23 protein-coding genes are annotated in these 24499 nt (G+C 58.8%); 11 read left to right on the top strand and 12 right to left on the bottom strand.

What is annotated here, in order from left to right; translation table 11 throughout:
* The first annotated feature begins 3 nt into the window (after window positions 1-3).
* The 3 genes from M5G26_RS09185 (at window position 4) to M5G26_RS09175 (ending at window position 2852) form a co-directional block, all read left to right on the top strand.
* The gene (locus M5G26_RS09185; RefSeq protein WP_122600041.1) at window positions 4-612 is read left to right on the top strand and encodes a tRNA-(ms[2]io[6]A)-hydroxylase; all 609 of its coding nucleotides are present in this window, start codon (window positions 4-6) and stop codon (window positions 610-612) included.
* A gap of 245 nt (window positions 613-857) precedes the next feature.
* Window positions 858-1565: a response regulator gene (locus M5G26_RS09180; protein ID WP_273915095.1), complete on the top strand. Its 708-nt coding sequence runs from the start codon at window positions 858-860 to the stop codon at window positions 1563-1565.
* On the top strand, window positions 1566-2852 hold the full coding sequence (locus M5G26_RS09175; RefSeq protein ID WP_273915094.1) for an ATP-binding protein: 1287 nt from the start codon (window positions 1566-1568) through the stop codon (window positions 2850-2852).
* Between the two features lie 172 nt (window positions 2853-3024).
* Here the strand turns inward: M5G26_RS09175 and M5G26_RS09170 are convergent, their stop codons facing one another.
* Together M5G26_RS09170 and M5G26_RS09165 are read right to left on the bottom strand one after the other, a co-directional pair.
* On the bottom strand, window positions 3025-5217 hold the full coding sequence (locus M5G26_RS09170) for a TonB-dependent siderophore receptor (protein WP_273915093.1): 2193 nt from the start codon (window positions 5215-5217) through the stop codon (window positions 3025-3027).
* Between the two features lie 224 nt (window positions 5218-5441).
* A complete protein-coding gene (locus M5G26_RS09165) occupies window positions 5442-5930 on the bottom strand; it encodes a GFA family protein (protein WP_134173927.1) in 489 nt (162 codons plus the stop codon).
* Window positions 5931-6068: 138 nt separating this feature from the next.
* Here M5G26_RS09165 and glsB point away from each other — a divergent pair, with 138 nt between their 5' ends.
* Both glsB and M5G26_RS09155 read left to right on the top strand, forming a co-directional pair.
* Complete coding sequence (glsB, locus tag M5G26_RS09160) at window positions 6069-6977, top strand: glutaminase B (RefSeq protein ID WP_273915092.1); 909 nt, start codon at window positions 6069-6071, stop codon at window positions 6975-6977.
* A 199-nt stretch (window positions 6978-7176) separates the two neighbouring features.
* The gene (locus M5G26_RS09155; protein ID WP_273915091.1) at window positions 7177-8679 is read left to right on the top strand and encodes an aldehyde dehydrogenase family protein; all 1503 of its coding nucleotides are present in this window, start codon (window positions 7177-7179) and stop codon (window positions 8677-8679) included.
* A 122-nt stretch (window positions 8680-8801) separates the two neighbouring features.
* Here the strand turns inward: M5G26_RS09155 and M5G26_RS09150 are convergent, their stop codons facing one another.
* The 3 genes from M5G26_RS09150 to cynS form a co-directional block, all read right to left on the bottom strand.
* On the bottom strand, window positions 8802-9461 hold the full coding sequence (locus M5G26_RS09150) for a carbonic anhydrase (RefSeq protein ID WP_273915090.1): 660 nt from the start codon (window positions 9459-9461) through the stop codon (window positions 8802-8804).
* A gap of 12 nt (window positions 9462-9473) precedes the next feature.
* The gene (locus M5G26_RS09145; RefSeq protein ID WP_150693508.1) at window positions 9474-9710 is read right to left on the bottom strand and encodes a DUF2790 domain-containing protein; all 237 of its coding nucleotides are present in this window, start codon (window positions 9708-9710) and stop codon (window positions 9474-9476) included.
* An 81-nt stretch (window positions 9711-9791) separates the two neighbouring features.
* Window positions 9792-10259, bottom strand: a complete 468-nt coding sequence (gene cynS / locus M5G26_RS09140; RefSeq protein WP_273915089.1) for a cyanase — start codon at window positions 10257-10259, stop codon at window positions 9792-9794.
* 121 nt (window positions 10260-10380) lie between these two features.
* Here cynS and cynR point away from each other — a divergent pair, with 121 nt between their 5' ends.
* The gene (gene cynR, locus M5G26_RS09135) at window positions 10381-11268 is read left to right on the top strand and encodes a transcriptional regulator CynR (RefSeq protein WP_273915088.1); all 888 of its coding nucleotides are present in this window, start codon (window positions 10381-10383) and stop codon (window positions 11266-11268) included.
* A 424-nt stretch (window positions 11269-11692) separates the two neighbouring features.
* Here the strand turns inward: cynR and M5G26_RS09130 are convergent, their stop codons facing one another.
* The 3 genes from M5G26_RS09130 to M5G26_RS09120 all read right to left on the bottom strand — a co-directional run bounded on the left by M5G26_RS09130 (window position 11693) and on the right by M5G26_RS09120 (window position 15029).
* Window positions 11693-12022: a hypothetical protein gene (locus M5G26_RS09130; RefSeq protein ID WP_093437124.1), complete on the bottom strand. Its 330-nt coding sequence runs from the start codon at window positions 12020-12022 to the stop codon at window positions 11693-11695.
* A 511-nt stretch (window positions 12023-12533) separates the two neighbouring features.
* Window positions 12534-13037 (bottom strand): GNAT family N-acetyltransferase, encoded by a 504-nt coding sequence (locus M5G26_RS09125; RefSeq protein ID WP_273915087.1) that lies wholly within the window; start codon window positions 13035-13037, stop codon window positions 12534-12536.
* Window positions 13038-13085: 48 nt separating this feature from the next.
* Window positions 13086-15029, bottom strand: a complete 1944-nt coding sequence (locus M5G26_RS09120) for a DNA topoisomerase III (protein WP_273915086.1) — start codon at window positions 15027-15029, stop codon at window positions 13086-13088.
* A gap of 277 nt (window positions 15030-15306) precedes the next feature.
* On the opposite strand from M5G26_RS09120, the gene M5G26_RS09115 reads away from it, so the two are divergent.
* Both M5G26_RS09115 and M5G26_RS09110 read left to right on the top strand, forming a co-directional pair.
* Entirely contained in the window at window positions 15307-16713 is a 1407-nt protein-coding gene (locus M5G26_RS09115) for a serralysin family metalloprotease (protein ID WP_273915085.1), read from the top strand.
* Window positions 16714-17018: 305 nt separating this feature from the next.
* On the top strand, window positions 17019-17387 hold the full coding sequence (locus tag M5G26_RS09110; protein ID WP_273915084.1) for a DUF427 domain-containing protein: 369 nt from the start codon (window positions 17019-17021) through the stop codon (window positions 17385-17387).
* Here M5G26_RS09110 and M5G26_RS09105 read toward each other — a convergent pair.
* From M5G26_RS09105 to M5G26_RS09090, 4 genes are all read right to left on the bottom strand, one after another.
* Window positions 17371-18039: a hypothetical protein gene (locus tag M5G26_RS09105; protein ID WP_273915083.1), complete on the bottom strand. Its 669-nt coding sequence runs from the start codon at window positions 18037-18039 to the stop codon at window positions 17371-17373. The two genes, M5G26_RS09110 and M5G26_RS09105, sit on opposite strands and share 17 nt — an antisense overlap.
* 37 nt (window positions 18040-18076) lie before the next feature.
* The gene (locus M5G26_RS09100; protein WP_273915082.1) at window positions 18077-18922 is read right to left on the bottom strand and encodes a hypothetical protein; all 846 of its coding nucleotides are present in this window, start codon (window positions 18920-18922) and stop codon (window positions 18077-18079) included.
* Window positions 18923-19071: 149 nt separating this feature from the next.
* The gene (locus M5G26_RS09095) at window positions 19072-20694 is read right to left on the bottom strand and encodes an MFS transporter (protein WP_007910646.1); all 1623 of its coding nucleotides are present in this window, start codon (window positions 20692-20694) and stop codon (window positions 19072-19074) included.
* A 170-nt stretch (window positions 20695-20864) separates the two neighbouring features.
* A complete protein-coding gene (locus M5G26_RS09090; RefSeq protein WP_273915081.1) occupies window positions 20865-22511 on the bottom strand; it encodes a GMC family oxidoreductase in 1647 nt (548 codons plus the stop codon).
* Window positions 22512-22644: 133 nt separating this feature from the next.
* Here M5G26_RS09090 and M5G26_RS09085 point away from each other — a divergent pair, with 133 nt between their 5' ends.
* The 3 genes from M5G26_RS09085 (at window position 22645) to M5G26_RS09075 (ending at window position 24497) form a co-directional block, all read left to right on the top strand.
* Window positions 22645-23550 (top strand): LysR family transcriptional regulator, encoded by a 906-nt coding sequence (locus tag M5G26_RS09085; RefSeq protein ID WP_273915080.1) that lies wholly within the window; start codon window positions 22645-22647, stop codon window positions 23548-23550.
* A gap of 75 nt (window positions 23551-23625) precedes the next feature.
* Window positions 23626-24096, top strand: coding sequence for a GNAT family N-acetyltransferase (locus M5G26_RS09080; RefSeq protein WP_150693515.1), 471 nt, complete (start codon window positions 23626-23628; stop codon window positions 24094-24096).
* Between the two features lie 53 nt (window positions 24097-24149).
* The gene (locus M5G26_RS09075) at window positions 24150-24497 is read left to right on the top strand and encodes a metalloregulator ArsR/SmtB family transcription factor (RefSeq protein ID WP_122600300.1); all 348 of its coding nucleotides are present in this window, start codon (window positions 24150-24152) and stop codon (window positions 24495-24497) included.
* Window positions 24498-24499 lie beyond the last annotated feature (2 nt).

Below are 24499 nucleotides of genomic sequence, written 5' to 3'. Positions count from 1 at the left end.
CCCATGATCCTTCCCGAAATCCACGAATTCCTTGGCTGCCGCACCCCCGACGCCTGGGTTCAGGCCGCACTGGCCGATCAGGAAACCTTGCTGATCGACCACAAGAACTGCGAGTTCAAGGCTGCCAGCACCGCCCTGAGCCTGATTGCCAAGTACCATTCCCACGTCGACCTGATCAACATGATGTCGCGTCTGGCCCGGGAAGAACTGGTGCACCACGAGCAGGTCATGCGCATCATGAAACGGCGCAAGATCGAACTGCGCCAGCTGCATGCCGGTCGTTACGCCTCGGGCTTGCGCAAGGTCGTGCGCAGCCATGAGCCGGTGAAACTGGTGGATACGCTGGTGGTCGGCGCGTTTATCGAAGCGCGCAGTTGCGAGCGGTTCGAAGCCTTGGTGCCGCATCTGGACGAAGAACTCGGCAAGTTCTACTTTGGCCTGCTGAAAAGCGAGGCGCGGCATTTTCAGGGTTATCTGAAGCTGGCTTATCAGTACGGCGATGCGAAAGATATTGCTCAGGTCATCGACAAGGTCCGCGCCGCCGAGCAGGAACTGATCGAGTCGCCGGATGAAGAGTTTCGCTTCCACAGCGGCGTGCCTGCCACCGCATGACTCCGTGTAGGAGCTGCCGAAGGCTGCGATCTTTTGCTTTTGAAGAAGCCGGATCAAAAGATTGCAGCCTTCGGCAGCTCCTACAGATGTAGCGATCAGTGCATGAATGTTAAAAACTCTTAAGAGTATGAAACATCACCGAAAACCGGCCCCAGCGGCCGGTTTTTGCTGCCTGAAACAAACGCCACCGCCACGAAAGCCGCCATAATGCCGGCCACTTCACACATGGGCGGCAGACGGTCGTTATGGATAACCTGGGTTTTGGCAAAGTCCTGCTGGTGGAAGACGATGAGCGCCTCGCTGCGCTGATTGCACACTTTCTCGAACAACACGGCTACGAGGTGCGTACGGTGCATCGTGGCGACCTGGCCGTGGCTGCCTTTCTCGAGTTCAAACCGAAAGTCGTGGTGCTTGACCTGATGTTGCCGGGGCAGAGCGGTTTGCACGTGTGTCGGGAGATTCGCAGCGTGTCGGACACGCCGATCGTGATTCTGACCGCCAAGGAAGATGACCTCGACCATATCCTCGGTCTGGAGTCCGGCGCCGATGACTACGTGATCAAACCGATCAAGCCGCCGGTGCTGCTGGCCCGGCTGCGGGCCTTGCAACGGCGACAGGTGCCGGACAGCAACGTGGTGAGTTTTTTGGAGTTCGGCCAGTTGAGCGTCGACCGCAGCTGCCGTGAAGTGCGGCTGGCGGGTGAGGTCATTGAAATGACCACCATGGAATTCGAGCTGCTGTGGTTGCTGGCCAGCGCGGCGGGCAAGGTGCTGTCGCGCGACGATATCCTCAATCGCATGCGCGGGATCGCCTTCGATGGGCTCAATCGCAGCGTCGACGTCTACATCAGTAAATTGCGCAACAAGCTCAAAGACAATCCCCGCGAGCCGATCTGTATCAAGACCGTGTGGGGCAAGGGGTATCTGTTCAATCCGTTCGCGTGGGAGCTGTAGATGCTGCGGTTATTTTTCGGGCTGTTTCTGGTCATGACGATGGGTCTGGTGCTGGCGTTGCAGACGGTTGAACGCACCTTTGATGCCTTGCTCGATTATCAGATGCAGGATTACAACCGTGAGGCGGTGCGCGGGCAGGCCTGGACGTTGGCTCAGCAGTTGCGTGACCTCGACGGCCCGGCCCGGGAAAACCAGCTGGAAACGATTCGCCCGCATTATGGTTTGGGGCTGATGCTGGTCGACGCCTCTGAACTGACACTGAGCGAAACGGAAAAAGCCGAGTTGGCCAAAGGGCTGCTGGTGATCCGTGACAAATACACCCAGTACATTTCCGCGATTGACGATGGCCCGCAACTGCTCAGCATCCGCTTGCCGGCCGAACCGAGTCTGATGCCGTTCTACATCGCCGGCGCCTACCTGATGATTGCCGTGATGATCGGCATCGTCCTGTTTTTCTGGGTGCGTCCGCACTGGCGTGATCTGGAGAAACTGCGTCTGGCCGCCGAGCGTTTTGGCGACAACGATCTGTCGGTGCGCATTCAATTGTCGAAACGCTCGAACATCCGCGATCTGGCCGAGCACTTCAACCTGATGGCGGCGCGCATCGAAGGCCTGATCGCCAATCAGCGGGAACTGACCAACGCCGTGTCTCACGAGTTGCGCACGCCGATTGCGCGGCTGTCGTTTGAACTCGATCAACTCAAGCAGCAACCGGACGCCAGTCAGAACCGTGAGTTGATTGCTGACATGTACGCCGACCTCGGCGAGCTGGAGGAGATGGTTTCCGAACTGCTCACCTACGCCAGCCTTGAGCGCGGCGCGACGGTGATCAAACGCGAAAACATCCAGGCTGCCAATTGGCTCGACAGCGTAGTCGGCAGCGTGGCGCTGGAGGCCGAAGAGGCGGGCGTGCAGTTGCTGATTGGTGATTGCCGGCTCGACACCGTGCGCATCGAACCGCGATTCATGGCGCGGGCGGTGATCAATCTGCTGCGCAATGCGATTCGCTATGCCGATCAGCGAGTTGAAGTGACGCTGGTGCGCACCGGCGATTATTACGAAGTGCGGGTCAACGACGATGGGCCGGGCGTGCCGGTGCACGGGCGGGAGAAAATCTTTGAGCCGTTTTCGCGGCTGGATGCCAGTCGGGATCGCCGCACCGGCGGGTTTGGTTTGGGCCTGGCGTTGGTGCGCCGGGTGTCACAGTCCCATGGCGGGCAGGTTGAGGTGGGCGATTCGATTTGGGGTGGGGCGTCGTTCCGGATGACATGGGCGCATCTGGATTAATGGCAGCCCAATCAAGATTTTTGTAGCTGCCCCACCGCCATCGCTGGCCAGCCAGCTCCCACAGGTATTGGCGGTGTGACTGTTCTCACGGCAATACCTCGAATCCTTGTGGGAGCTGGCTTGCCAGCGATGGGGCCATCCATGGCGCCGCAAATTCAAGGTTTGTTAACGATCAGAAATCCCACTTGGTGGTCAGCATCAAATTGCGCGGCTCACCGTAGAACGTGGTGTCGAAGTTGCCCAGGCCGGTCAGGTAGCGCTTGTCGAACACGTTGTTGGCGTTGACCGTGAAGCTCAGGTGCTCGTTGTACTGATAGCGGCTCATCAGGTCGACGAGGGTGTAGCCGCCCTGTTTGATCCGCGTGTAGTCGCCGGCCGGGGCGCTGTAGATCTTGCCGTAGAACGCGCTCTGCCAGCTCACGCCGCCACCGACTGTCACCTTGTCCAGCACGCCGGGCAAACGGTAAGTGGTGAAGGTGCGCACCGTATGCTCGGGTTTGGTGGTCGACAACGGATAACCGTACATGCGCTGCTCATCGGCATCACGGGTGCGCGCGTAGGTGTAGCCGGCGGAGATATTCCAGCCTTCGGCCAGTTCGCCGGCCAGCTCCAGCTCCACGCCTTTGGTGGTGGCGCCGTCGATGGCTTTATAGATGCCTTCGTTGGTCACCGCGTTGGTGCCGATCGACTCGGCCACGCCGTCCTGCTCGATGCGGAAGAACGCCAGGCTGGCGTTGAGGCGACCGTCGAAATACGCCGCTTTCAAACCGGTTTCATAGCTGTCGCCCTCGACCGGGGCAAGGGTCGAGCCGTTGGTGTCTTTGTAGGTCTGCGGCTGATAAATGCTGGTGTAGCTGGCATACAGCGAGTAGGTGTCGTCGAGGTCATAAATCACCCCGGCGTAAGGCGTGACCACGCCGTGTTCCTTGTAACTGGTGTGGGTGCCGTCGAGGCCGGCGCCGGGGTTGTAGCGGTAGTCTTCGTTGTATTTGAAGGTGCTCAAGCGGCTGCCGAGAATCACTGAGAGATCGTCGGTAGGGCGCAGGCGCGTGGCCAGGTAAATGCCGTTCTGACTTTGCGTGCGCTCGTATTTGCCGTTCTTCGGGAAGTCCTGTTTCGGCAGATTGCCGTCCCAGTCGTAAATGCTCCCCGGGACTTCGGAAAACGCACTGGTGTCGTAGGTCGAACCGGTCTGGCGCGAGTGCGAGGTCATGACGCCGGCGATCAGTTCATGCTCGCGACCGCCCAGCGTGAACGGGCCGGAGACGTTGACGTCAGCGGTGTTCTGTACACGATGACCTTCCCAGCGCCCCCAATACATGAACATGCCTTCGCCCGTGGCGCGATTCGGATTGCCGCCGCTGGCCGAGGCCAGACGCGTGTCGTGATCGGTGGTTTTCTGGTCGAGGCTGACCTTGAATTTCCAGTCGTTGGCCAACGCCTGTTCCAAGGAGGCGAAGTAGGTGATGTTGTCGAAATCGCGGCGGCTCCAGTCAGCGGCAGAGTTGAAGTGCCGCCCGAAATCAGTGCGCCCGCCATCGGCGAAGTACACCGGGTTGCCCGTCCACGACGAACCCCGTGGTGTGGTGCTGGATTTGTCGACGCCGAAGGTCAGCAGGGTGTCGTCGCTCAGGTCGGCCTCGAGAATGCCGTAGAACAGGTCTTTGCGCTGGCTGTAGTGATCCAGGTAAGAGTTCTGATCTGAATAAGCGCCGACGAATCGTCCGCGCACGTTGCCCGATTCAGTCAGTGAACCGGAAATATCACCCACGGTGCGGTAGGCATCCCACGAACCAACGGTGCCGCTGATAGAGGCTTTGAATGCCTTGGTCGGCTTCTTGCGGATCAGGTTGACCGTAGCCGACGGATCGCCTGAGCCGGTCATCAGGCCGGTCGCGCCCTTGATGATTTCAATGCGGTCGATGCTCGCGGCGTCGTCGCCATTGTTCGGGTTCTCGCCGTACACGCCATCGTAAGGAATGTTGACGCCGTCGTACTGGAAGTTGGTGATCGCCAGGCCACGGGCGGAAAATTCGGTACGGTCGCTGTCGTACTTCTGCATGGAAATGCCGGGGGTATTGCGCAGCGCATCGCCAATGCTTTGCACACCGCGGTCGTCCATCTGTTGGCGGGTGACTACGGTCACCGATTGCGGGGTTTCGCGGATCGACAGCGGCAGGCCGGTGGCCGAGGACATGGCGCCGGTGGTGTAGGCGCGGGTGTCTTCGGTGGTGGCGCCGAGGCCTTGCGCGGAAATACTGGTGGCGCCCAGTTGCAAGGTCTGGTCGGTTTTTTCAGCGGCGTTGGCAGAAATGCTCAGCAGGGCCAGTGCCAGCGGGCACAGGGCGAAACGGACGTGCGACATGGAGATCCCTTTGCATCGAATCGATCGGTAGTTGAAGTGCTTCTGAGGGGTTAACCGAACGAGTGCGGGAAAAGGGAACTACAAAAATCAAAAGGTGAAAAAAGAACCTTGTGGGAGCTGGCTTGCCAGCGATAGCGGTGGGACAGCCAACATTGATTTTGAACAAGCTGTCCTCATCGCTGGCAAGCCAGCTCCCACAGGGATAGAGGAATGGCGGCGATTGTCTATCGGGTCAACCCGAGGCGTTCATGCCACTGGGCGATGGATTCTTCGGGGTAGACGTCGAACTGTTGGTCTTTCGATTTGGCCTCGACTTCGACCCAGGGTGCTTTCGAGCCGAGCATCAGATGCGTGTGCTCCGGCGGCACCGGCAACGGCGTATCGATCGCCGAGGCGAACGGGTGGATCAGCTCCGGCCATTCCGGGCTGAACAACCACAAGCCGCTGCCGCACAGTGAACAGAAATGCCGTTCGGCGCTGCTGCGATGGGCGCGTTTGGCGCCGTCGTCCTTCATCTTCGCGTGATAAACGCTGATGTGCTTGCGCCCGCGCACCTTGAGACTGGTCGCGTCGCCGCCGAGGTTGATCGCATATCCGCCGCCGCCCTGGGTCTTGCGGCAGATCGAGCAATAGCAGCGTTGATAAGGGTAGGGGTGGGCGCTGGTGAGGCTGAACGTGACCTCGCCGCAATGGCAGGAGCCTTCGAGCTGCATGGGTGCTCTCCCGTTTTTGAATGTGCGCTTGAGCCTAGAACACTCCGCGCGATTACGGCCGGTGTGATTCGACGGGCGGGCGCAGCGTCTAGCCCCAGTGTCCCCGCAATCCCATGGGGCGAGACTTCGGAACCCGGCATGCAAGCGCTGTTGAACGAGATTCTTGACGCTGTCCGCCCGCTGATCGGGCAGGGCAAGGTGGCTGACTACATTCCTGCCCTCGGCACCGTGCCGGCCAATCAGCTGGGCATCGCTGTGTACGGCAACGACGGCGAGATGTATTGCGCCGGTGACGCCGAGACGCCGTTCTCGGTGCAGAGTATTTCCAAGGTGTTCAGCCTGGTGCAGGCGATCGATCATTCCGGCGAAGCGATTTGGGAACGCCTCGGTCACGAGCCGTCCGGACAGCCGTTCAACTCGCTGGTGCAGCTGGAGTTCGAGCGCGGTCGGCCACGCAACCCATTCATCAATGCCGGCGCGCTGGTGATCTGCGACATCAACCAGTCACGTTTCGCTGCACCGACCCTGTCGATGCGCGATTTCGTCCGGCGCCTGTCCGGCAACCCGCAGATCATGATCGACGGCAAAGTCGCCGACTCCGAATACCAACACCGCGCGCGCAATGCGGCGATGGCGTATCTGATGCAGTCGTTCGGCAATTTTCACAACGATGTCGAAGCGGTGCTGCGCAGCTATTTCAGCCACTGCGCGTTGCGCATGAACTGTATTGATCTGGCCCGGGCGTTCTGTTTTCTGGCCAATGACGGGTTCTGCAAACACAGCGGCGAACAGATCCTCACACGTCGGCAAACCCAGCAGGTCAACTCGATCATGGCCACCAGCGGACTGTATGACGAAGCGGGCAACTTCGCTTATCGCGTCGGCTTGCCGGGCAAGAGCGGTGTCGGCGGCGGGATTGTTGCGGTGGTGCCGGGGCAGTTCACGGTGTGCGTATGGTCGCCGGAGTTGAATGCGGCGGGGAATTCTCTGGCGGGGATGGCGGCGCTGGAGATACTCAGTTCGCGGATTGGCTGGTCGGTGTTCTGACCCGATCACACAGACACCACAAAACCCTGTGGGAGCTGGCTTGCCAGCGATGAGGGCCTGTCAGCCACTATAAATTGACTGAACCACCGCTATCGCTGGCAAGCCAGCTCCCACAGGTTTCTTTAGTGTCTGAAGAGGTGTATTTCATCGAGTAATCCGCTACATTTTCCGGCCGCTCCCTGCATGGTGAATCCGCTTCATGTCTCTCGCGCTCGAACGTCTAGTCGCTGGCACGCCGATCCCTTTCGCTGGTAACCGCGTCACCGTGGTCAGCCCCGAACTGGCCGCGCGCTTTCAGCCCGGTGACCACCTGCTGGTGGAGCAGGTCAGTGGCGAGTTGCTGCTGATCCCCGTGGCGGATCAGCAAGCAGCGTCCGTGGCGATCGAACGCGCGGCAGCGGCATTCACTGCCTTGTCGGCAGTGTCCGATGAGGCCATCAGCAAGTTCTTCGACTTGTTCGCACAACGTCTGGAAACCCCGGACTGCTGGGCGCACATCGAAACCGCCAACCATGCCGATATCGAACGGGCCAAGGCGCGCGGCCGCTCCACCACCCGGCTGCTCGCCGACGAGCGCATGCGCCGCGACATGATCGCCGGCCTGCGTGCCTGGCGAGACGCAGCGGCGACACGCGGCAAAGTCATCAGCAGCGTCGAGCATGACGGCTGGAAAGTCGAGCAAGTGGTTTCGCCGCTGGGCATCGTCGCGTTTGTCTTCGAAGGTCGGCCGAATGTTTTTGCCGACGCGGCAGGTGTCTTGCGCACTGGCAACACCGCCGTGCTGCGCATCGGCAGCGATGCATTGGGTACCGCGCAAGCCATCGTCACTCACGCGTTGAACCCGGCGCTGGCCGATGCCGGTCTGCCCGCCGGTGCGGTGTCGCTCGTGGAAAGCGTCAATCACGCGGCCGGTTGGGCGATGTTCGCTGACCGACGTTTGTCGCTGGCCGTGGCGCGCGGTTCGGGTCGTGCGGTCAGTCAGTTGGGCAGCATTGCCCAGCAGGCCGGCACCGCCGTCAGCCTGCACGGCACGGGTGGTGCATGGTTGATCGCGGATCGTGCGGCCGATGCCAAACGCTTCGCCGCCGTGGTGCGCAACTCGCTGGATCGCAAAGTCTGCAACACGCTCAACGTGTGCCTGATCCAGCGTGATCGCGCGGCGGAATTGGTGCCGTTGTTTCTCGACGCGCTGCAACAGGCCGGTACTGCGCGTGGCCAGGGCTGCAAATTGCACATCGTCGAAGGCAGCGAAGGCTGCTTGCCGAGTGAGTGGCAGAACGCAACGGTCGAGGTCTACCGCGCCGAGGGCTATCAGACCGAGGCACTGGCAGAACCCTTGGCAGAGTCCGAGTTGGGCCGCGAGTGGGAATGGGAAGAAACCCCGGAAGTCAGCCTGATGATCGTTGACGATGTGGATCAGGCGATTGCGCTGTTCAACCGCTACAGCCCGCAATTCACCGTGTCGTTGATCAGTGAAGATGCGCAGGTTCAGGAGCGTTTTTACAACGCGGTGAATGCGCCGTTCGTGGGCAACGGCATTACCCGTTGGGTCGATGGGCAGTACGCGTTGAACAAGCCGGAGTTGGGGCTTTCGAACTGGGAGAGCGGGCGCTTGTTTGCGCGCAGTGCGATTCTTTCGGGGGATGGCGTGTTCACTGTGCGCAGCCGCATGAGCCAGATCGATCTCACAGTAAAACGCTGATCTGGCGGACAACGATCGTTCCCATGCTCCGGCGTGGGAATGCAGCCCGTGACGCTCCGCGTCACTGGACGCAGAGCGTCCCCGGAGGCATTCCCACGCAGAGCGTGGGAACGATCAGTTGCTCAGGCCGCGTGGGTGGTTTGTGCATGGATCGCGCAAGTCGCTGGCTGTTCAGCCAGCGGCACAAACGTGCGGCGGTCGGCGGACAGCGCATCGATCGAACCGGTCTCGATGTCATACACCCAGCCATGCAGATTCAGCAGGCCTTTCTCCTGAGCCAGACGCACGCTCGGATGGGTCTGAATATTCGCCAGTTGCGCGATCACGTTCTCGCGCACCATCGAGCTCAACTTCGCCGCGTCATTGGCATGTGGCCGCGCTTCGTTAACCACTTTCGCTGACTCGGCATGCTGCAGCCAGCCACTGACGGCGGGCAGGTGATCCATGCATTTGCACTGCGCAATCGCGGTCATCGCGCCGCAGTCCGAATGCCCGCAGATCACAATGTCGGTCACCCCAAGCACCGCCACCGCGTATTCCACCGTGGCCGAAACCCCGCCCGGATGCGGGCTGTAGGACGGCACGATATTACCGGCGTTACGGATCACGAACAGCTCGCCAGGTTCTTGCTGGGTCAGCAGTTCCGGCACGACACGGCTGTCGGAACAGGTGATGAACAAGGTGCCGGGCTCTTGCGTGGTTGCCAGGTGTTTGAACAGTTCGGTGCGTTGCGGAAACGCTTCGTTCTGGAATTTCAGGAAGCCATCAATCAGGTTTTTCATGGTGTTGTCCTCTCAGTTCGAGCAACCGCTGCCGAATTCGCTGTATTGAAGAATGTGTTTGCCGCCGTGGCTGTCCAGATACGTCATCTCCACCGGCACCACGCCACACACATCGGCAACCGGGGTAATGCTCAGCACTTGGGCGACATCCAGTTGCATGCCGTAGCGGTAGGCGACGGCCTCGTCAGCGGCAGATGCCTGGGCGCAAATGCCGCCGAGCAAAGCCAGAATCAACAGAATTTTTTGCATGGGGCAGCCTCCAGATGTGTTGGGTGACGGGTAGCCATTTGAGGTGGGGTGGCCCGCACGCAGGGTGCGGGCCCGTGCAGATCAGAACGGACGCAGGGGCAGGAACTTGCCATCGAGGGTGACCACAGCGCGGGAGCCGCCTTCCGGGTCTTCGACTTTCTTGATGTCGAGTTTGAAGTTGATCGCGCTGATGATGCCGTCGCCGAACTGTTCGTGAACCAAGGCTTTGAGGGTGGTGCTGTAGATCTGGATCATCTCGTGGAAGCGGTAGATGGTCGGGTCGGTCGGCACACCGCTGAGGCTGCCACGCAGCGGGATGATCTGCATCGCCGCGACGTCTTCAGCGCTCAGTTCAAGCTTGTCACCGACCACTTGCGCGGCGTTCTCCGGCAGCGGGTGCTGGCCGAGCAGGGCGGCGGTGACGTACGCCAGGCTCAGACCGGTGTCGTCAGCGAGATCCTGCCATGACAGATCTTTGCGTGCCTTGGCATCGAGAATGCGGGTAGTCAGGGCCAGGCTGGTGTCGTTGTAGGCGTGGGACTGTTGCATGGTGTCACTCCTTTCAGGGGTTGGCTTGCTGTGTGGGATTGATCTTCTGCTGATTGATCCATAGCGTCCAAGACCGATATACAATGCTTCGCATAAGTCCTGCCTATAGATGGTGTTTCCCATGCTGCTGCGACATTTGCGTTATCTGTTGGCCGTCGCCGATCACGGCGGCTTCACCCGTGCCGCCGAGGCATTGCATGTTTCACAGCCGACCCTGTCGCAGCAGATTCGCCAACTGGAGGAAACCCTTGGGGTGAGCTTGTTTGATCGCACTTCGCGTACGGTCAAACCGACGGATGCTGGCGAGGCTTACATCGAGTGCGCGCGGCGGGTGCTGGTGGAGTTGGAGGCGGGTAAACGCGCGTTGCATGACGTGAAGGATTTGTCTCGCGGGACGTTGCGTCTGGCGATGACGCCGACGTTCATGGCGTATCTGGTCGGGCCGTTGGTGCGCGATTTTGCCGCGCGGTATCCGGGGATAAATTTGCAGATTTTTGAGCTGTCGATGGATGACATCGAGGCGGGGCTGGCGGATGACTCGCTGGATATTGCGATTGCGTTTACGCCGGTGCGCAATGCCGATATCGAATGCATTCCGGCGTTTACCGAGACGTTGGGGATCATGGTCGGGCGTGAGCATCCGCTGTATGACAGTGTGGCGGTGCTGACACCGGAGGATATCGCTTCGCTGGATTTCGCCTTGTTGGCGCCGGACTTCATTACGCGGTTATCGGTGGATGAGTATTTTCGCCAACACGGGATTACGCCGCAGGTGCGGATCGAGGTGAACTCGGTGAGTACGTTGCTGGAAGTGGTGCGTTGTTCGCCGATGGCGACGATGTTGCCGCAGGCGATTGCGACGGAGGATCGGGCGTTGCGCCGGTTGCGGGTTGAAGGTGATGCGCCGGAGCGTGGAGCGGCGTTGTTGCGGCGGCGCAATAATTATCACAGTGCGGCGGCGGTGGCGTTTGTGGAATTGGTGTTGGACATGGGAAGCCCCTCACCCTAACCCTCTCCCAGTGGGAGAGGGGACTGACCGAGTTGCTTGTGCGATCTACGCCGACCTGAGAAACCTGAGTCGAACTCAGGTTCTGAAAGCACCATAAATCGGCTCCCTCTCCCTAGGGTGAGGGGACTGACCGAGGTGCTTGTGCGATTTACGCCGACCTGAAAGTTTTGAGTCGAACTAAAATTTTAAGCGCAGCACAAATCGGCTCCCTCTCCCTTGGGAGGGGACTGGCCGAGGTGTTCGTGCGATTTACGCCGACCTGAAAGTTTTGAGCCAAACTTAAACGCAGAGCAAATCGGCTCCCTCTCCCTCGGGAGAGGGCTGGGGTGAGGGGCAATTCCAGTCACGCCAAATCAATGCAAGCGAACAAAAAAAGGCCTGCTTCCTTTAAGGAAACAGGCCTTTCAATTATTTGATTACTAACTCAGCAGAACCGATCAATCACCCGAACTTCATTCTTGTTCTGCATCGAATCCCACGCCTGTTTCAGCGTTTGCAGAACATTACCGATGAAGTCCTTGTCGGCCGCTGCCTTCTTGCCAACATAACCGTGGCCACGGCGGTACATCTTCAAGCGGGCCAGCAGGTTCTGATGATTGCGGTCGAACTCGTCTTCGTCAGCATGAGTCGCCAGGCAGTCGATATGCACCTGCCCCGACTTGCTGATCCAGAGAATATGGCTGTCGTGGCTGTCTTTCTGCGCCGCGAACATACGAGCCAGTTCTTCGATAGTCGGTTGATTGTTCAGATTCATGATATTGCCCCTTGACCAGTCTGGTGATCTTTCAAAGTTGATTCGCTAATACAGGTAGCCCATCGGTTAGTTGATCCCTGGCACCGAAACCAGGACGTCAGCGCTCGCCCGTGTGAAGTACGGGGTCGTGCATCTGTTGCATGTAGTCGTGTTGAATAACTGCTACGCAATAGCGTCACAACGAGGAGAAGCAGCGAAAACCGGGAGGCTCCTTGACGACATTTACCGTGTCGACGCACAAGCGTCTTGAGAATTTTCGCCAGCGCTTCTCGTCCTTGTACTGGACGTTCAGGCCAGGTCAGCTTCTTCAATCTGCCTTGTGGGCAGCGTGTATCCGGAAAAAACAACTCGGCGGTCAGACGAGTTTGCTCAAGCGTGTTACGCGTGTTCCCGATCGGGGAACGTCTTCATCATGCAAAAGCAAAACGACGCCGTCAACGGTTTTGTAGTGATTATTTTTGTTCACTACATATTGTCGGACAAAGCTGTTTTGGAATGAGAAAGAATCCGTTCAGGCAACGGAAAAGGGTGCGCGCAAGACGTAGAAGGTGCACGGATAACCGTCCACTTCACGCTGCTGCACGGTGAACTCGCCGCCGCTCAATGCTGGGATCAGCCTGGCCCAAAAGCGCTGTGCCGGCAGGTTGGCGTCGATATGGAAAATCTGCCATTGACCGGGGATCTGGCTCAAGAGGGCAGAGATGACAAACTGCGCGACGCCTTGGCCACGAAAGCGTCGCGCTATGAAGAAGTAGCCGATGTTGTGTTCGGCGCCGGGGATATGGATTTCGTTATCGACGGTCACGAAACCGGCGAGTTCGCCGTCGACCTGAATCAGGAACGGTCGAGTGGCCGGGTGGCGCCAGTAGTCGATTTTCGGCTGGATGGAGAAGAAGCCGTGTTCGGCGAGCCTCAGCGGCAGCCACTCGCTGAAGTCGTACATGTAGAACTGCATGAGGTTTTCGATGATATCCAGCTCATCGCGCTGAGCGGGTTGCAGTTCGATATTGGCCATGCGCCGGGTTCCTGAAAGTGCTGAGCCTTGCAGAAACACTAGCGGGTTTTATTTGCCTGACGGTTTCGCTGTGCGTTTTGTCGTACCCGTGGTTTTGCTGCGGGTCGATTTGCGTTTCTTCTTCCACGGTGCCGCCGCTTTACCGGCCGGCGGCGGGCCGCTGATGGTCAGGCTGAGGCTCGAGCAGCGTGTAACCTGTTTGCTCATCCACGCCGCTTGTTTGGTGACAAATTCTTCCAGACTCATTTCGCCGCTTTGCACCATGTCCAGCGCCTGCTCCCAGATCGCCGTGGTGCCGGGGTCGGCAATCGCGCGAGGCACCGCATCGATCAGGCTGAACGCCGCCGGGGTGGCCGCGAGAGCCTTGCCGTTTTTCACCAGATAGCCCCGATCAATCAAGCCCTGAATGATCGAGGCGCGGGTGGCTTCTGTGCCGATGCCGGTGGTGTCCTTGAGTTTCTGTTTGAGCAGTGGATCCTCGACCAGTTTGGCGACGTTTTTCATCGCCTTGATCAGATCGCCCTCGGTGTAGGGTTTCGGTGGTTGCGTCCACAGATCCTTGAACTTCACTGCGGCGATGGCGCATTCGACGCCTTGGCTCAGGGCCGGCAAGGTTTGCGGCGCGGGTGCTTCGCGGCCCTTGGCCGCTGCCAGAGCTTCGGGTAATGCGCGTTTCCAGCCCGGTTCGATGATTTGTTTGCCGACTGCGCGCAACGCTTCACCGGCGCAATCGAAATCGGCTTGGGTGCGATCGTATTCGTGATTGGGCAGAAACTGCGCCAGATAGCGTGCGCGAATCAGGGTGTAGACCGCGCGGTGTTTGCCGGTCAGGCGTTCAAGATTCTTCGCAGCAGCGGTAGGGATAATGCCGTGGTGAGCGCTGACCTTGGCGTCGTTCCATGCCCGGGATTTGCGTTGCGGCTCCAGAAACCCGTTGAGCGCCTCAAGACCCGGATCGGCCTGCCGCAACGCGGCGAGAATCCCCGGTGCCTCGCTGTGTTGGCTCAAGGGCAGGAAACCGCAATCACTGCGCGGGTAAGTGATGACCTTGTAGGTTTCGTAGAGCGCCTGGGCAATGTCGAGGGTTTCCTGCGCGCCGAGGCCGAGTTTCTTCGAACAGACTTCCTGCAGGGTGCCGAGATCGAAGGGCAGGGGCGCCACCTCACGCATGCGCTCGGTTTTCAGCTTGACCACCCGGGCACTGGCAGCGCTGCTGATCGCAGCAGCCGCTTGCTGGGCCAGCGCCTGATTCAGGCAGCGATCCTGATCGTCACAGACATCCGACGGCGCCCGCCACTGCGCGGTAAACGGGATGCCGTTGTGCAACAGATCGACATCGATCGCCCAAAACGGCACTGGCACGAAATCGGCGATGCTGCGGTCGCGATCCACCACCAGGCGCAAGGTTGGCGTCTGCACGCGGCCTACCGGCAACACCCCTTGATAACCCGATTGTCGCCCGAGCAGCGTGAACAGCCGGCTCATGTTCATGCCGATCAACCAGTCCGCCCGCGAGCGGCCCAGCGCCGAGTGATACAGGCTGAAGGTCTCGGCCCCGGGTTTCAGTGCGGCAAGGGCCTTGCGGATCGAAGCTTCGTCCAGTGCCGAGAGCCATAAACGGCGGATCGGCCCGCGATAACGACAGTGCTCGACCAATTCCCGGGCGATCATCTCGCCCTCACGGTCGGCGTCGGTGGCGATGATCAGCTCGCTGGCTTCACCGAGCAGGCGTTTGACCGCTTTGTACTGGCTGGCGGTGCGCGGTTTGACGGTCATTTTCCACTTGTCCGGAATGATCGGCAGATCGGCCAGCACCCAGCGCTTGTAACGTGCGTCATAGGCATCCGGCGGGGCCGTTTCGAGCAAGTGGCCGATGCACCAGGTCACCGTGACGTCCGTTCCCAGCCAGCAACCGTCGCCCCGACGCTTGGCGCCGAGCACGGCCGCAATATCTTTGGCCTGGGAGGGTTTTTCACAGAGGTACAGCAGCATAACCACCATCGTCGATCAAGGTCCGAACAGGTGCACAGAATGGCCGGACTTGGCGTCAGGGGCAACTTTTATCTGTATGGATATACAGATAAAAAACATTGCAGTACGTGACGGGTAATACAGGGACGCAGGCCGGGCTATCGAGAAATTGATTAGCGCCCGGTTTGCGCCTGTGTCAGGTTTTTCGCCGATGCAAACACGCGAGTGACAGGACGATCTCGCCAGAAGATCGCCGTGGTCTGTCGACACTGACTACTCAGAAACAAGGAAGTCCATCATGGCTCAAGCCAAATCGAAAACCAGCAGCGCCTTCGACGAAATCGATACCTTCAGCCACCTGTATGACCGTGGCGTCGGGCTGGTTAATGGCAAACCCTCATTCACTGCCGATCAGGCTGCGGATGAAATTTTGCGTAAAGGCCTGTCGTGGGGCGACAAGAACGCTGACGGCAAGATCGACCTGAGCTACAGCTTTCTCACCGAAAAGCCTGCGAACTACAACCCGAAACTGGGCAACTTCAGCGAGTTCAGCGCCCAGCAAAAGGCCCAGGCCGTGCTGGCCATGCAATCCTGGGCTGACGTCGCCAACGTCACCTTCACTGAAGGCAAGGGCGGCGATGGCCACATGACCTTCGGTAACTACGATGTCAGCACCGGTGGCGCAGCGTTCGCTTACCTGCCGAGCGGCGGCAGCTATGACGGTCAGTCGTGGTACCTGATCAACGATCAGTATCAGGTCAACAAAACCCCGGATACCAACAACTACGGGCGCCAGACTCTGACCCACGAGATCGGTCATACCCTCGGCCTGTCGCACCCCGGGGCCTACAACGCCGGCAACGGCAATCCGACCTACAACGACGCCAAGTACGCCGAAGACACTCGCGGCTACAGCCTGATGAGCTACTGGAGCGAAGCCAACACCGAGCAAAACTTCAGCAAGGACGGCAGCGGCGCGTACGCCTCGGCGCCGTTGCTCGACGATATTGTCGCGGTGCAGAAACTGTATGGCGCCAACTACGCGACCCGCGCCGATGACACCACATACGGCTTCAACTCCAATGCCGAGCGCGATTTCTACAGCGCCACTTCGGCCTCCTCCAAAGTGGTTTTCTCGGTGTGGGATGGCGGCGGTAATGACACGCTGGACTTCTCCGGCTTCAGCCAGAACCAGAAGATCAACCTCAATGAAGGCTCGTTCTCCGATGTTGGCGGTCTGGTGGGCAACGTTTCCATTGCTTACGGTGTAACCGTGGAAAATGCCATCGGCGGTTCAGGCAATGACCTGCTGATCGGCAACGCCGTTGCCAACGAACTGGTCGGCGGTGCCGGTAATGACATCATTTACGGTGGTGGCGGTGGCGATACCTTGTGGGGTGGTGCAGGTGCAGACACTTTTGTGTTTGGTGCTGCCAGCGATTCGACCATGACTGCGCCGGACTGGATCATGGATTTCACCAGCGGCCTGGACAAGATCGACTTATCGGGGATCGCCGGTTTTACCACGGGCGCGGCGTCGTTGAACTTCGTCAGCGGCTTCACTGGGCATGCGGGCGATGCGATCCTGACCTACTTCGAGCAGACCAATCAGACCAGCCTGATGGTTGACCTGACGGGGCAGGGTTCGGTGGACTTTGCCGTGGGTGTGGTGGGGCAAGCGTTGGCGACTGATATCGTTGCGTGATGCCTGAAGAGCGGCCCTCACCCTAACCCTCTCCCAGTGGGAGAGGGAACCGAATGGGGGATATTGGCGAAATTCACCGACTTGAACGATTGGCTTTGAATCCATAATCGACAAGATTTTTCAGGTCGATGGATTTCGCCAGACAACTCGGTCAGTCCCCTCTCCCTCCGGGCGGTCCGACGTTTCGGGAGGGCTAGGGTGAGGGGCTTTTGCTGTTGAGGGGCCGTTCAGCTGTAAACCCAACCCAACCCGCACCAATGGGCTATACCTGAACCGGTCTCTTCGCCGTATCCAGGAGAACCCCCATGAAAACCTCCGGCCCCAGTCCCGTCATTGCCCTCGAACAACTTCCCGGCTGCCTGATAGTTAAATTCCACGGCATCCAGGTCGCAGCGTCTTCCCACGTCATGATTCTCAACGAAGCCAACTACCCGCCGGTCTATTACGTCCCCCGCGAAGACATCGACGAAAAGTATTTCGCCCGCACCGACCACACCAGTTATTGCCCGTACAAGGGCGATGCCAATTACTTCAGCCTGCAAGTGCCGGGACATGAAGGGGCGAACGCGGTGTGGACTTACGAAAATCCGAAAGTGTCAGTAGCGCCGATCCGCGACTACGTGGCGTTTTATCCGGATCAGGTGAAGTTCGAGGTGATCAAGGCTGAGGTATAAGAACTGGCTCAAGCGCCCTCTCAAGGAGGGGGACCGCTTGAGGTTTTGTTGTCTTCAGAAGCAATGCCACCATGGGATAGTACTTGTTGTCGTGGCTACAGGTTTGCTGGGCGTTGATGGGTGCCACCCATGCCAAGGCTTGTACGTCGAGTTCCAGCATTTTCTGCTGAAAAACTTGAATCTGTAGGAGGGTTGCCGGTTTATCCCGTGAGTACGGAGCAACAAACACTGCGCCGAGACGTGGTTCGTGATAATTCAGCCGTTCTGCATCCTGTGTGGCATTTGCAAGCCTGCGTTTAATGTATTTACTCGTGTTTTTGGTATCGCTGATATCCAAATAAGCCACTTTGGCTTCGATGCAAAAACCCTTTGTGTCGTTGGCAATGTATAAATCATTTCGGCCGATCAACGTAATCTGCTCGCTCGCCTCTGTCGCAACCTTACTGATCTGGTATTCCTCGATGGCCGTCCAGTCGGCTTTCCAAGCAGCACCGGCAAGAATGCTGACGTTAGCCTGCTCGTTGTACCAGTAAGGCAAATCACCTCCATTCCATACATTAATGTAACGCTGGGTGCAGGCGATCCAACTCCGCAGTACAGGTTCGAGCGACTGCAGGGTTGGGCAGGTAATGGATACATATTGATCGTTCAACGGAGTGATTTCCTTTTCATAAGTAATCTGGTTCCGCTCAAAAGAGATAGCTGAAAAAGCCTTTGGACTGACGTGAGCTGATTTCTCGTGCGAAAAGATTTCGGGTCGACGTGAAGAAGGCTTGTTCGGTACCAAAACGGTCAAGTTCGTTAGTCATGAGCAGACGATTCAGTTCGATCGCGGGATTGGCGTAGGCACCGATTTCCTTGAGTATTTGGGTTTGGTCCAAGAGCTTGTCGGATCGCGAAATAGCCAATTTTCGTAATAATTTCATCATCTCATCCGTGTTCGCAGCGGCGAGATAGGGAGCTCTTTTGGTTAGCAATTGCCTATCTACTTGTCCGAGTCGCTTGTCCCGGGTGCTTGCTAATCGCTTGAACTTGTCATAAGTGCCCGTTACCAATGCCAGCTCCTCATATTTTATATAGAGGTCGACATGGCATTGCCGCACAGCGACATTTGATTCATGAATAGTTTTGGACAGTTCCCTAGTAGTGTTCGCAATTGTTTTAGGAATGATCTCATAGCCCAACGAAGCAGAAGACTCAGGCTCGGTAAGCATGTGAGTGAGCTCTCCAAACTGTAACTGGTAGTTGGCAGCCAACTCGCCGTACTGATTTGCCAACTGCTGGTGTTGCATGGCACAGGAAGCTTGCAGCATCCTCATTGGCCGGTAATAGCTGTCGATGATGTCTTTCTTGTCACCTAGCGAGCTTTTGTAGCCTTCGAGAATGCCGCTGAAAAGAAAGGAGCCTAGCAACAATGGGACAATGGCTTGGCCAAACCATAAAAGGAACTTGCTCCCTCGGTTGGTTCTCTCTTGTTGGCTTACTGGCTGGGGGGTGTTTTCGGAGGATGTTTCATTCACCGGTGCTTCGGCCATTATCCTGTTCCTTAGGATTGCGAGGTTTTAGAAGGCAAGTATGTCGAACTGGCCGAATGGTATTTAAATGCCATCACTCTGTCGATGGCAGTCCATCGAGCAGTAAAAAACCGCTTCAGGAAAAACCCGAAGCGGCTTTGTTTAACGCATCAGTTCTTGTCGAGATCGATATTCTTCGTCTCACGCAAACAGATCATCCCCACCACCAGGCTCACCCCGGTAATCAACACCGGATACCACAGCCCGTAAAAGATGTCCCCGGTGTACACCACCAGCGCAAACGAAACCGTCGGCAAGAATCCGCCAAACCAGCCGTTGCCGATGTGGTACGGCAGCGACATCGAGGTGTAGCGAATGCGCGTCGGGAACAGTTCGACCATCAGCGCCGCGAGCGGGCCGTAGCACATGGCCGAGATGATGATCAGCGCCACGATCAGGGCGACGATCATCGGTTTGTTAATCTGCTGAAGATCGGCCTGTTGCGGGTAGCCGGCGAGGGTGATCGCGCCGCGCAGGGCGGCCTCGTCGAAGCCATCGAGTTTGACGTCGCCGACGCTCACTTGCACGGCGCTGCCCGCCGGGGCGGCGGCGCTGGAGTAGGGCAGGCCTTGCTTGACCAGGAAGGTCTTGACCTTGTCGCACGGGCTGTCGAATTTGGCTTTGCCCACCGGGTCGAACTGGAAGGTGCAGGTCGCCGGATCCGCCAGCACGGTGATCGGTGCCTGACGGCTGGCCTGATCGATCGCAGGGTTGGCGTAGTGGGCGAGGGATTTGAAGATCGGGAAGTACAGCGCCGTGGCCAGCAGCAAGCCGAGCATCAGCACCGGTTTACGCCCGACCTTGTCTGACAGCCAGCCGAAAAAGATGAAGAACGGTGCGCCGATGACCACGCTGATGATCAACAAAGTGTTGGCCACCGCCGGATCCATTTTCAGGAACTGGGTCAGGAAGAACAGCACGTAGAACTGCGCCGCATAGAAGGTCACCGCTTGCCCGGCGTTGATGCTGAACAGGGCGATCAGCACGACTTTGAGGTTCTCCCATTTGCCGAAGGATTCGCGGATCGGCGCTTTCGAGGTTTTGCCTTCCTCTTTCATTTTCAGGTACGCCGGCGACTCGTGCAGGCTCAGGCGAATCCAGGTGGAAATGCCCAGCAGCACGATCGACAACAGGAACGGAATGCGCCAGCCCCACACTTCAAACTGATCGCCAGTGAAATAGCGGCAACCGAGCACCACCAGCAGCGACAGCAACAGGCCGAGGGTCGCGGTGGATTGAATCCAGCTGGTATGGAAACCGCGCTTGCCGATCGGCGCGTGCTCGGCCACGTAGGTGGCTGCACCGCCGTATTCACCGCCGAGCGCCAGGCCCTGAAGCATGCGCAGCACCACCAGAATGATCGGCGCGGCGATGCCGATGCTGGCGTAGGTCGGCAGCAGGCCGACGCAGAAGGTCGCGACGCCCATCAGAATGATCGTCGCGAGAAAGGTGTATTTGCGCCCGATCATGTCCCCCAACCGACCGAACACCAGCGCCCCGAACGGCCGCACGATAAAGCCGGCGGCGAAGGCCATCAGCGCAAAAATGAACGCGGTGGTGTCGTTGACTCCGGCGAAAAACTGCTTGCTGATCACCGCCGCGAGGGCGCCGTAGAGGAAGAAGTCATACCACTCGAACACCGTTCCCAGTGAGGAAGCGAAGATGACTTTGCGTGTATCCGGGCTGGTCTCGACGCTGCGCACGGCGTCCAGCGGCTGAACGTGTTCTGACATATCGGTATCCCTCACAGTGATTGTTTTTGTTGTTCCACTGGTGTTGCGTGTCCGGGTGATGCCTTGAATTAAACGCGGTCCCTTGTAGGAGCTGCCGCAGGCTGCGATCTTTTGATCTTGCTTTTGATCTGGAAAATCCAAAGTCAAAAGATCGCAGCCTGCGGCAGCTCCTACAGGGTTTGGGCCAGCTCCAATTTCGCGGTGCTGCTCCTGGTGTTGGTGCTGAGGATCAGTTGTGCGGCTTTCTCGGCAATCATCAGCGTAGGCGAACAGGTGTTGCCCGAGGTAATGCGCGGCATGATCGACGCGTCAGCAATGCGCAAACCGGGCACGCCGTGGACGCGCAGTTGCGCATCGACCACCGCATCGCCGTCATTGCCCATGCGGCAGGTGCCGACCGGGTGGAAAATCGTCGTGCCGATCTTCGCTGCTGCTTGCTGCAATTGTTCTTCACTTTGCAGGCTGGCGCCGGGCAGGTATTCCACCGGTTTGAAGCCTTGCAGGGCAGGCGCGCTGACGATGCGTCGCGTCAGGCGAATCGCATCCGCCGCGACGCGCAGATCTTCTGGATGACTGAGATAGTTGGGTTGAATCAGCGGCGCTTCCTGTGGATCCGCCGAACGAATGTCGATACGCCCACGACTCTGCGGACGCAGATCGCAGACCGACGCGGTGAAGGCGGGAAAGCTATGCAGCGGCTCGCCAAAGCGCTCCAGCGACAGAGGCTGCACGTGATACTCAAGATTCGCCGAGGTCTGCTCCGGCCCCGAGCGCGCAAACGCGCCCAACTGACTCGGCGCCATCGACAGCGGCCCGCTACGGTCATACAGATAACGCAGGCCCATGCCCATCTTGCCCCACACGCTGCCAGCGATCTGGTTGAGCGTGCGAGCGTTTTCCAGTTGGTAGATCAGGCGTAATTGCAGGTGATCCTGCAGGTTGCCGCCGACGCCCGGCAGCTCATGAATCACGCCGATGCCCAAGCGTTCGAGCAATGGCCGCGGACCAATCCCGGAGCGCTGCAGAATGCTTGGTGATCCAACCGCGCCAGCGCACAGGACGATCTCCTTGCGCGCCTTGAACTGTTTGGTCTGACCTTCATGACGCGCACTGACTTTTGTTGCGCGACCGTCCTCTAGCAGCACACGATCCACCTCAACCCCGGTCAGCACTGTCAGGTTCGTCCGATCACGTACAGGCTTGAGAAAAGCCTTCGCCGCGTTCCAGCGCACGCCGGATTTCTGATTGACCTGAAAGTAGCCGCAACCCTCGTTGTCGCCCTGATTGAAGTCATCGATGCTGGCAATGCCGCTTTGCTCAGCCGCACTGCGAAAGGCATCCAGAATCGGCCACGACAGACGCTGCTGCTCGACCCGCCACTCACCCTTGGCGCCGTGAAATTCAGCCGCACCGGCAAAATGGTTTTCGCTTTGTTTGAACAGCGGTAGCACGTCGTTCCAGGCCCAACCCGGGTTGCCCTCGGCCGCCCAGCCATCGTAGTCGTTGGCCTGGCCGCGCATGTAGATCATGCCGTTGATGGACGAACAACCGCCCAGCACTTTACCGCGCGGATAGCTCAGCGCGCGGCCGTTGAGGCCCGGTTGTTCTTCGGTCTTGAAGCACCAGTCGGTGCGCGGGTTACCGATGCAGAACAGGTAACCGACAGGAATGTGAATCCACGCATAGTTGTCGCGCCCGCCGGCTTCGAGCAACAGCACGCGCTGCTGCGGATCTGCCGACAGCCGATTGGCCAGCAAGCACCCGGCAGGGCCGGCGCCGACCACGATGTAGTCGTATTCATCGAGGGAAGTCTGCATTCCCTGACCTCGCTTTTTGTTTTTATTGTCGGACACTCTAGTTGTTAGCTTTCGTTAAAAGAATGTTAGTTTTTGCGCAGCCGCTGTGCGTTTTCAAACAGCCTGCATAGACCATAGCCGACAAGGACACGCCATGTTCGACTGGAACGACCTGCGGTTTTTTCTCGAACTGCAACGCAGCGGCCGCCTGCTCACCGCCGCCCGCCGTCTCAACACCACCCACGCCACCGTCGCCCGCCACATCGAAGCCATCGAAAAAAGCCTCGGCACTGCGCTGTTCGTCCAGCACGCCCAAGGCTACGAAATGACCCCGGCGGGGGAGGCGCTGCTTAAACATGCCGAAGCGATGGAAAACGTTGCGCTGCTGGCGCAGGAAGAGATCACCCAATCCACTGCGCCACTGGGAAAGATTCGTGTGGGGGTGACGGAAGGGCTGGGCATCAAGTTTCTCGCCAGCCGCATGATCGGCTTGTTCGAGCGCTATCCGGGATTGGAAGTGGAGCTGGTCGCGGTGCCGCGCTTTGTCAGCATCCTCAACCGCGAGGCGGAAATCAGCATTCATCTGGAGCGCCCGGCGGCGGACATGCTGGTGACGCGCAAACTCACCGACTATCGACTCGCGTTGTACGCCAGCCAACGCTATCTCGATAAGGCGCCGCCATTGCAAAGCCGCGAAGACCTTGGGCGGCATGCGTGGATTGGTTATGTCGATGATTTGCTGTTCAGCCAGGAACTGATGTTTCTCAACAGCTTCTGCCGCAGTCCGCGCGTGGTGTTCCATAGCACCAGCGTCATCGCCCAGCAGGAAGCAGCGCGGTCGGGATTGGGTATTGCAGTGCTGCCTTGCTATATGGCCGAGTCGGATCCCGATCTGGTGCCGTTGCTTCCGGATGAGAGCATCGAGCGTAGTTACTGGATCAGTACGCGGCGCGAGTTGCACAAGTCGGTGCGGCTGCGGGTGGTCTGGGATTATGTGGTGGGGTTGTGTGAGGCGGAGCAGGGCTTGCTGCTGGGCAGATCGCAGGCCGGCAACCGTTAATCCTCTTTGGCTGTGCTGGTGTTGGCGCCGCTTTTGCTTGAATAGCTCCAAAGCCTTTGGCAATGGAGAGCAGCAATGAGGGAATGGCTTACCGTTCGCGACATCAATGCGGACATCTTGAAGGCCATCAGTGACGGCGTCTTACGGCATGGCCGAGCCTTGTCTGAGGCTCGCGGCGGACAAGCTGAAGCCATCGCCTGTGCGCTGATGGAGGAGGGAACACTGATCGGCGGCGCTACCGGCAGAACCGAATTCCGGCGTCTGTTTGTCAATTACCTGTGGATCGACGCGCAATGGCGCGGAACCGGGCTGGGTACTGAGGCGTTGCACAAGCTTGAGGCGTTAGCGGTTGAAAGGGCGTGCGTGGATGCCTTGATCGAAACGCTGGATGACAACGTCGCCCGGTGGTACATCCGCTGCGGATATAGATTGATCGCGCATGTGCCTGAGTACTGCGGCCCGTGGAGTCGTCATACGCTGTTGAAAACGCTGGTGACGACAGGTGCTCCCACAAGGTTCTTTGGTCGAGGGTATTTGCCGGGTTGATTTATATATGGATATCCGTATATTCGAATTTCCATACGTACAGAGCTTGTCCCATGATCACTCCCACCGAAGTCTTCAAGAGCCTCGCTGACGAAACCCGCGTCCGCGCCATGCTGCTCATCGCCGATCAAGGTGAACTCTGCGTCTGCGAGCTGATGTGCGCACTCGGCGACAGCCAACCGAAAATCAGCCGCCATCTCGCGCAACTGCGCAGCAATGGTTTGCTGCTTGATCGCCGTCAGGGGCAATGGGTCTATTACCGCCTCAACCCTGATCTTCCTGCGTGGGTACGCGAAATCCTGCAAGTGACGTCCAAAGCCAACGCCGATTGGCTGAAGGACAACGCCGCCCGCCTGCAGAACATGGACGGGCGTCCGGTTCGCGAAACCGCCTGCTGCTGAGA

Source organism: Pseudomonas sp. TNT2022 ID642 (genome assembly GCF_028656995.1).
GTDB lineage: Bacteria > Pseudomonadota > Gammaproteobacteria > Pseudomonadales > Pseudomonadaceae > Aquipseudomonas.
The sequence above is the reverse complement of the archived record's forward strand: the minus strand, read 5'-3'. Positions and strand labels throughout refer to the sequence as shown.

Coding starts and splice junctions, on each gene's coding strand:
- cynS (WP_273915089.1), bottom strand. CDS start 10,259: ATGCAACAGTCCCACGCCTACAACGACACCAGCCTGGCCCTGACTACC.
- M5G26_RS09110 (WP_273915084.1), top strand. CDS start 17,019: ATGAAAACCTCCGGCCCCAGTCCCGTCATTGCCCTCGAACAACTTCCC.
- M5G26_RS09165 (WP_134173927.1), bottom strand. CDS start 5,930: ATGCAGCTCGAAGGCTCCTGCCATTGCGGCGAGGTCACGTTCAGCCTC.
- M5G26_RS09155 (WP_273915091.1), top strand. CDS start 7,177: ATGTCTCTCGCGCTCGAACGTCTAGTCGCTGGCACGCCGATCCCTTTC.
- M5G26_RS09095 (WP_007910646.1), bottom strand. CDS start 20,694: ATGTCAGAACACGTTCAGCCGCTGGACGCCGTGCGCAGCGTCGAGACC.
- M5G26_RS09185 (WP_122600041.1), top strand. CDS start 4: ATGATCCTTCCCGAAATCCACGAATTCCTTGGCTGCCGCACCCCCGAC.
- M5G26_RS09100 (WP_273915082.1), bottom strand. CDS start 18,922: ATGGCCGAAGCACCGGTGAATGAAACATCCTCCGAAAACACCCCCCAG.
- cynR (WP_273915088.1), top strand. CDS start 10,381: ATGCTGCTGCGACATTTGCGTTATCTGTTGGCCGTCGCCGATCACGGC.
- M5G26_RS09170 (WP_273915093.1), bottom strand. CDS start 5,217: ATGTCGCACGTCCGTTTCGCCCTGTGCCCGCTGGCACTGGCCCTGCTG.
- M5G26_RS09085 (WP_273915080.1), top strand. CDS start 22,645: ATGTTCGACTGGAACGACCTGCGGTTTTTTCTCGAACTGCAACGCAGC.
- M5G26_RS09080 (WP_150693515.1), top strand. CDS start 23,626: ATGAGGGAATGGCTTACCGTTCGCGACATCAATGCGGACATCTTGAAG.
- M5G26_RS09175 (WP_273915094.1), top strand. CDS start 1,566: ATGCTGCGGTTATTTTTCGGGCTGTTTCTGGTCATGACGATGGGTCTG.
- M5G26_RS09115 (WP_273915085.1), top strand. CDS start 15,307: ATGGCTCAAGCCAAATCGAAAACCAGCAGCGCCTTCGACGAAATCGAT.
- M5G26_RS09090 (WP_273915081.1), bottom strand. CDS start 22,511: ATGCAGACTTCCCTCGATGAATACGACTACATCGTGGTCGGCGCCGGC.
- M5G26_RS09145 (WP_150693508.1), bottom strand. CDS start 9,710: ATGCAAAAAATTCTGTTGATTCTGGCTTTGCTCGGCGGCATTTGCGCC.
- M5G26_RS09075 (WP_122600300.1), top strand. CDS start 24,150: ATGATCACTCCCACCGAAGTCTTCAAGAGCCTCGCTGACGAAACCCGC.
- M5G26_RS09150 (WP_273915090.1), bottom strand. CDS start 9,461: ATGAAAAACCTGATTGATGGCTTCCTGAAATTCCAGAACGAAGCGTTT.
- glsB (WP_273915092.1), top strand. CDS start 6,069: ATGCAAGCGCTGTTGAACGAGATTCTTGACGCTGTCCGCCCGCTGATC.
- M5G26_RS09180 (WP_273915095.1), top strand. CDS start 858: ATGGATAACCTGGGTTTTGGCAAAGTCCTGCTGGTGGAAGACGATGAG.
- M5G26_RS09120 (WP_273915086.1), bottom strand. CDS start 15,029: ATGCTGCTGTACCTCTGTGAAAAACCCTCCCAGGCCAAAGATATTGCG.
- M5G26_RS09130 (WP_093437124.1), bottom strand. CDS start 12,022: ATGAATCTGAACAATCAACCGACTATCGAAGAACTGGCTCGTATGTTC.
- M5G26_RS09125 (WP_273915087.1), bottom strand. CDS start 13,037: ATGGCCAATATCGAACTGCAACCCGCTCAGCGCGATGAGCTGGATATC.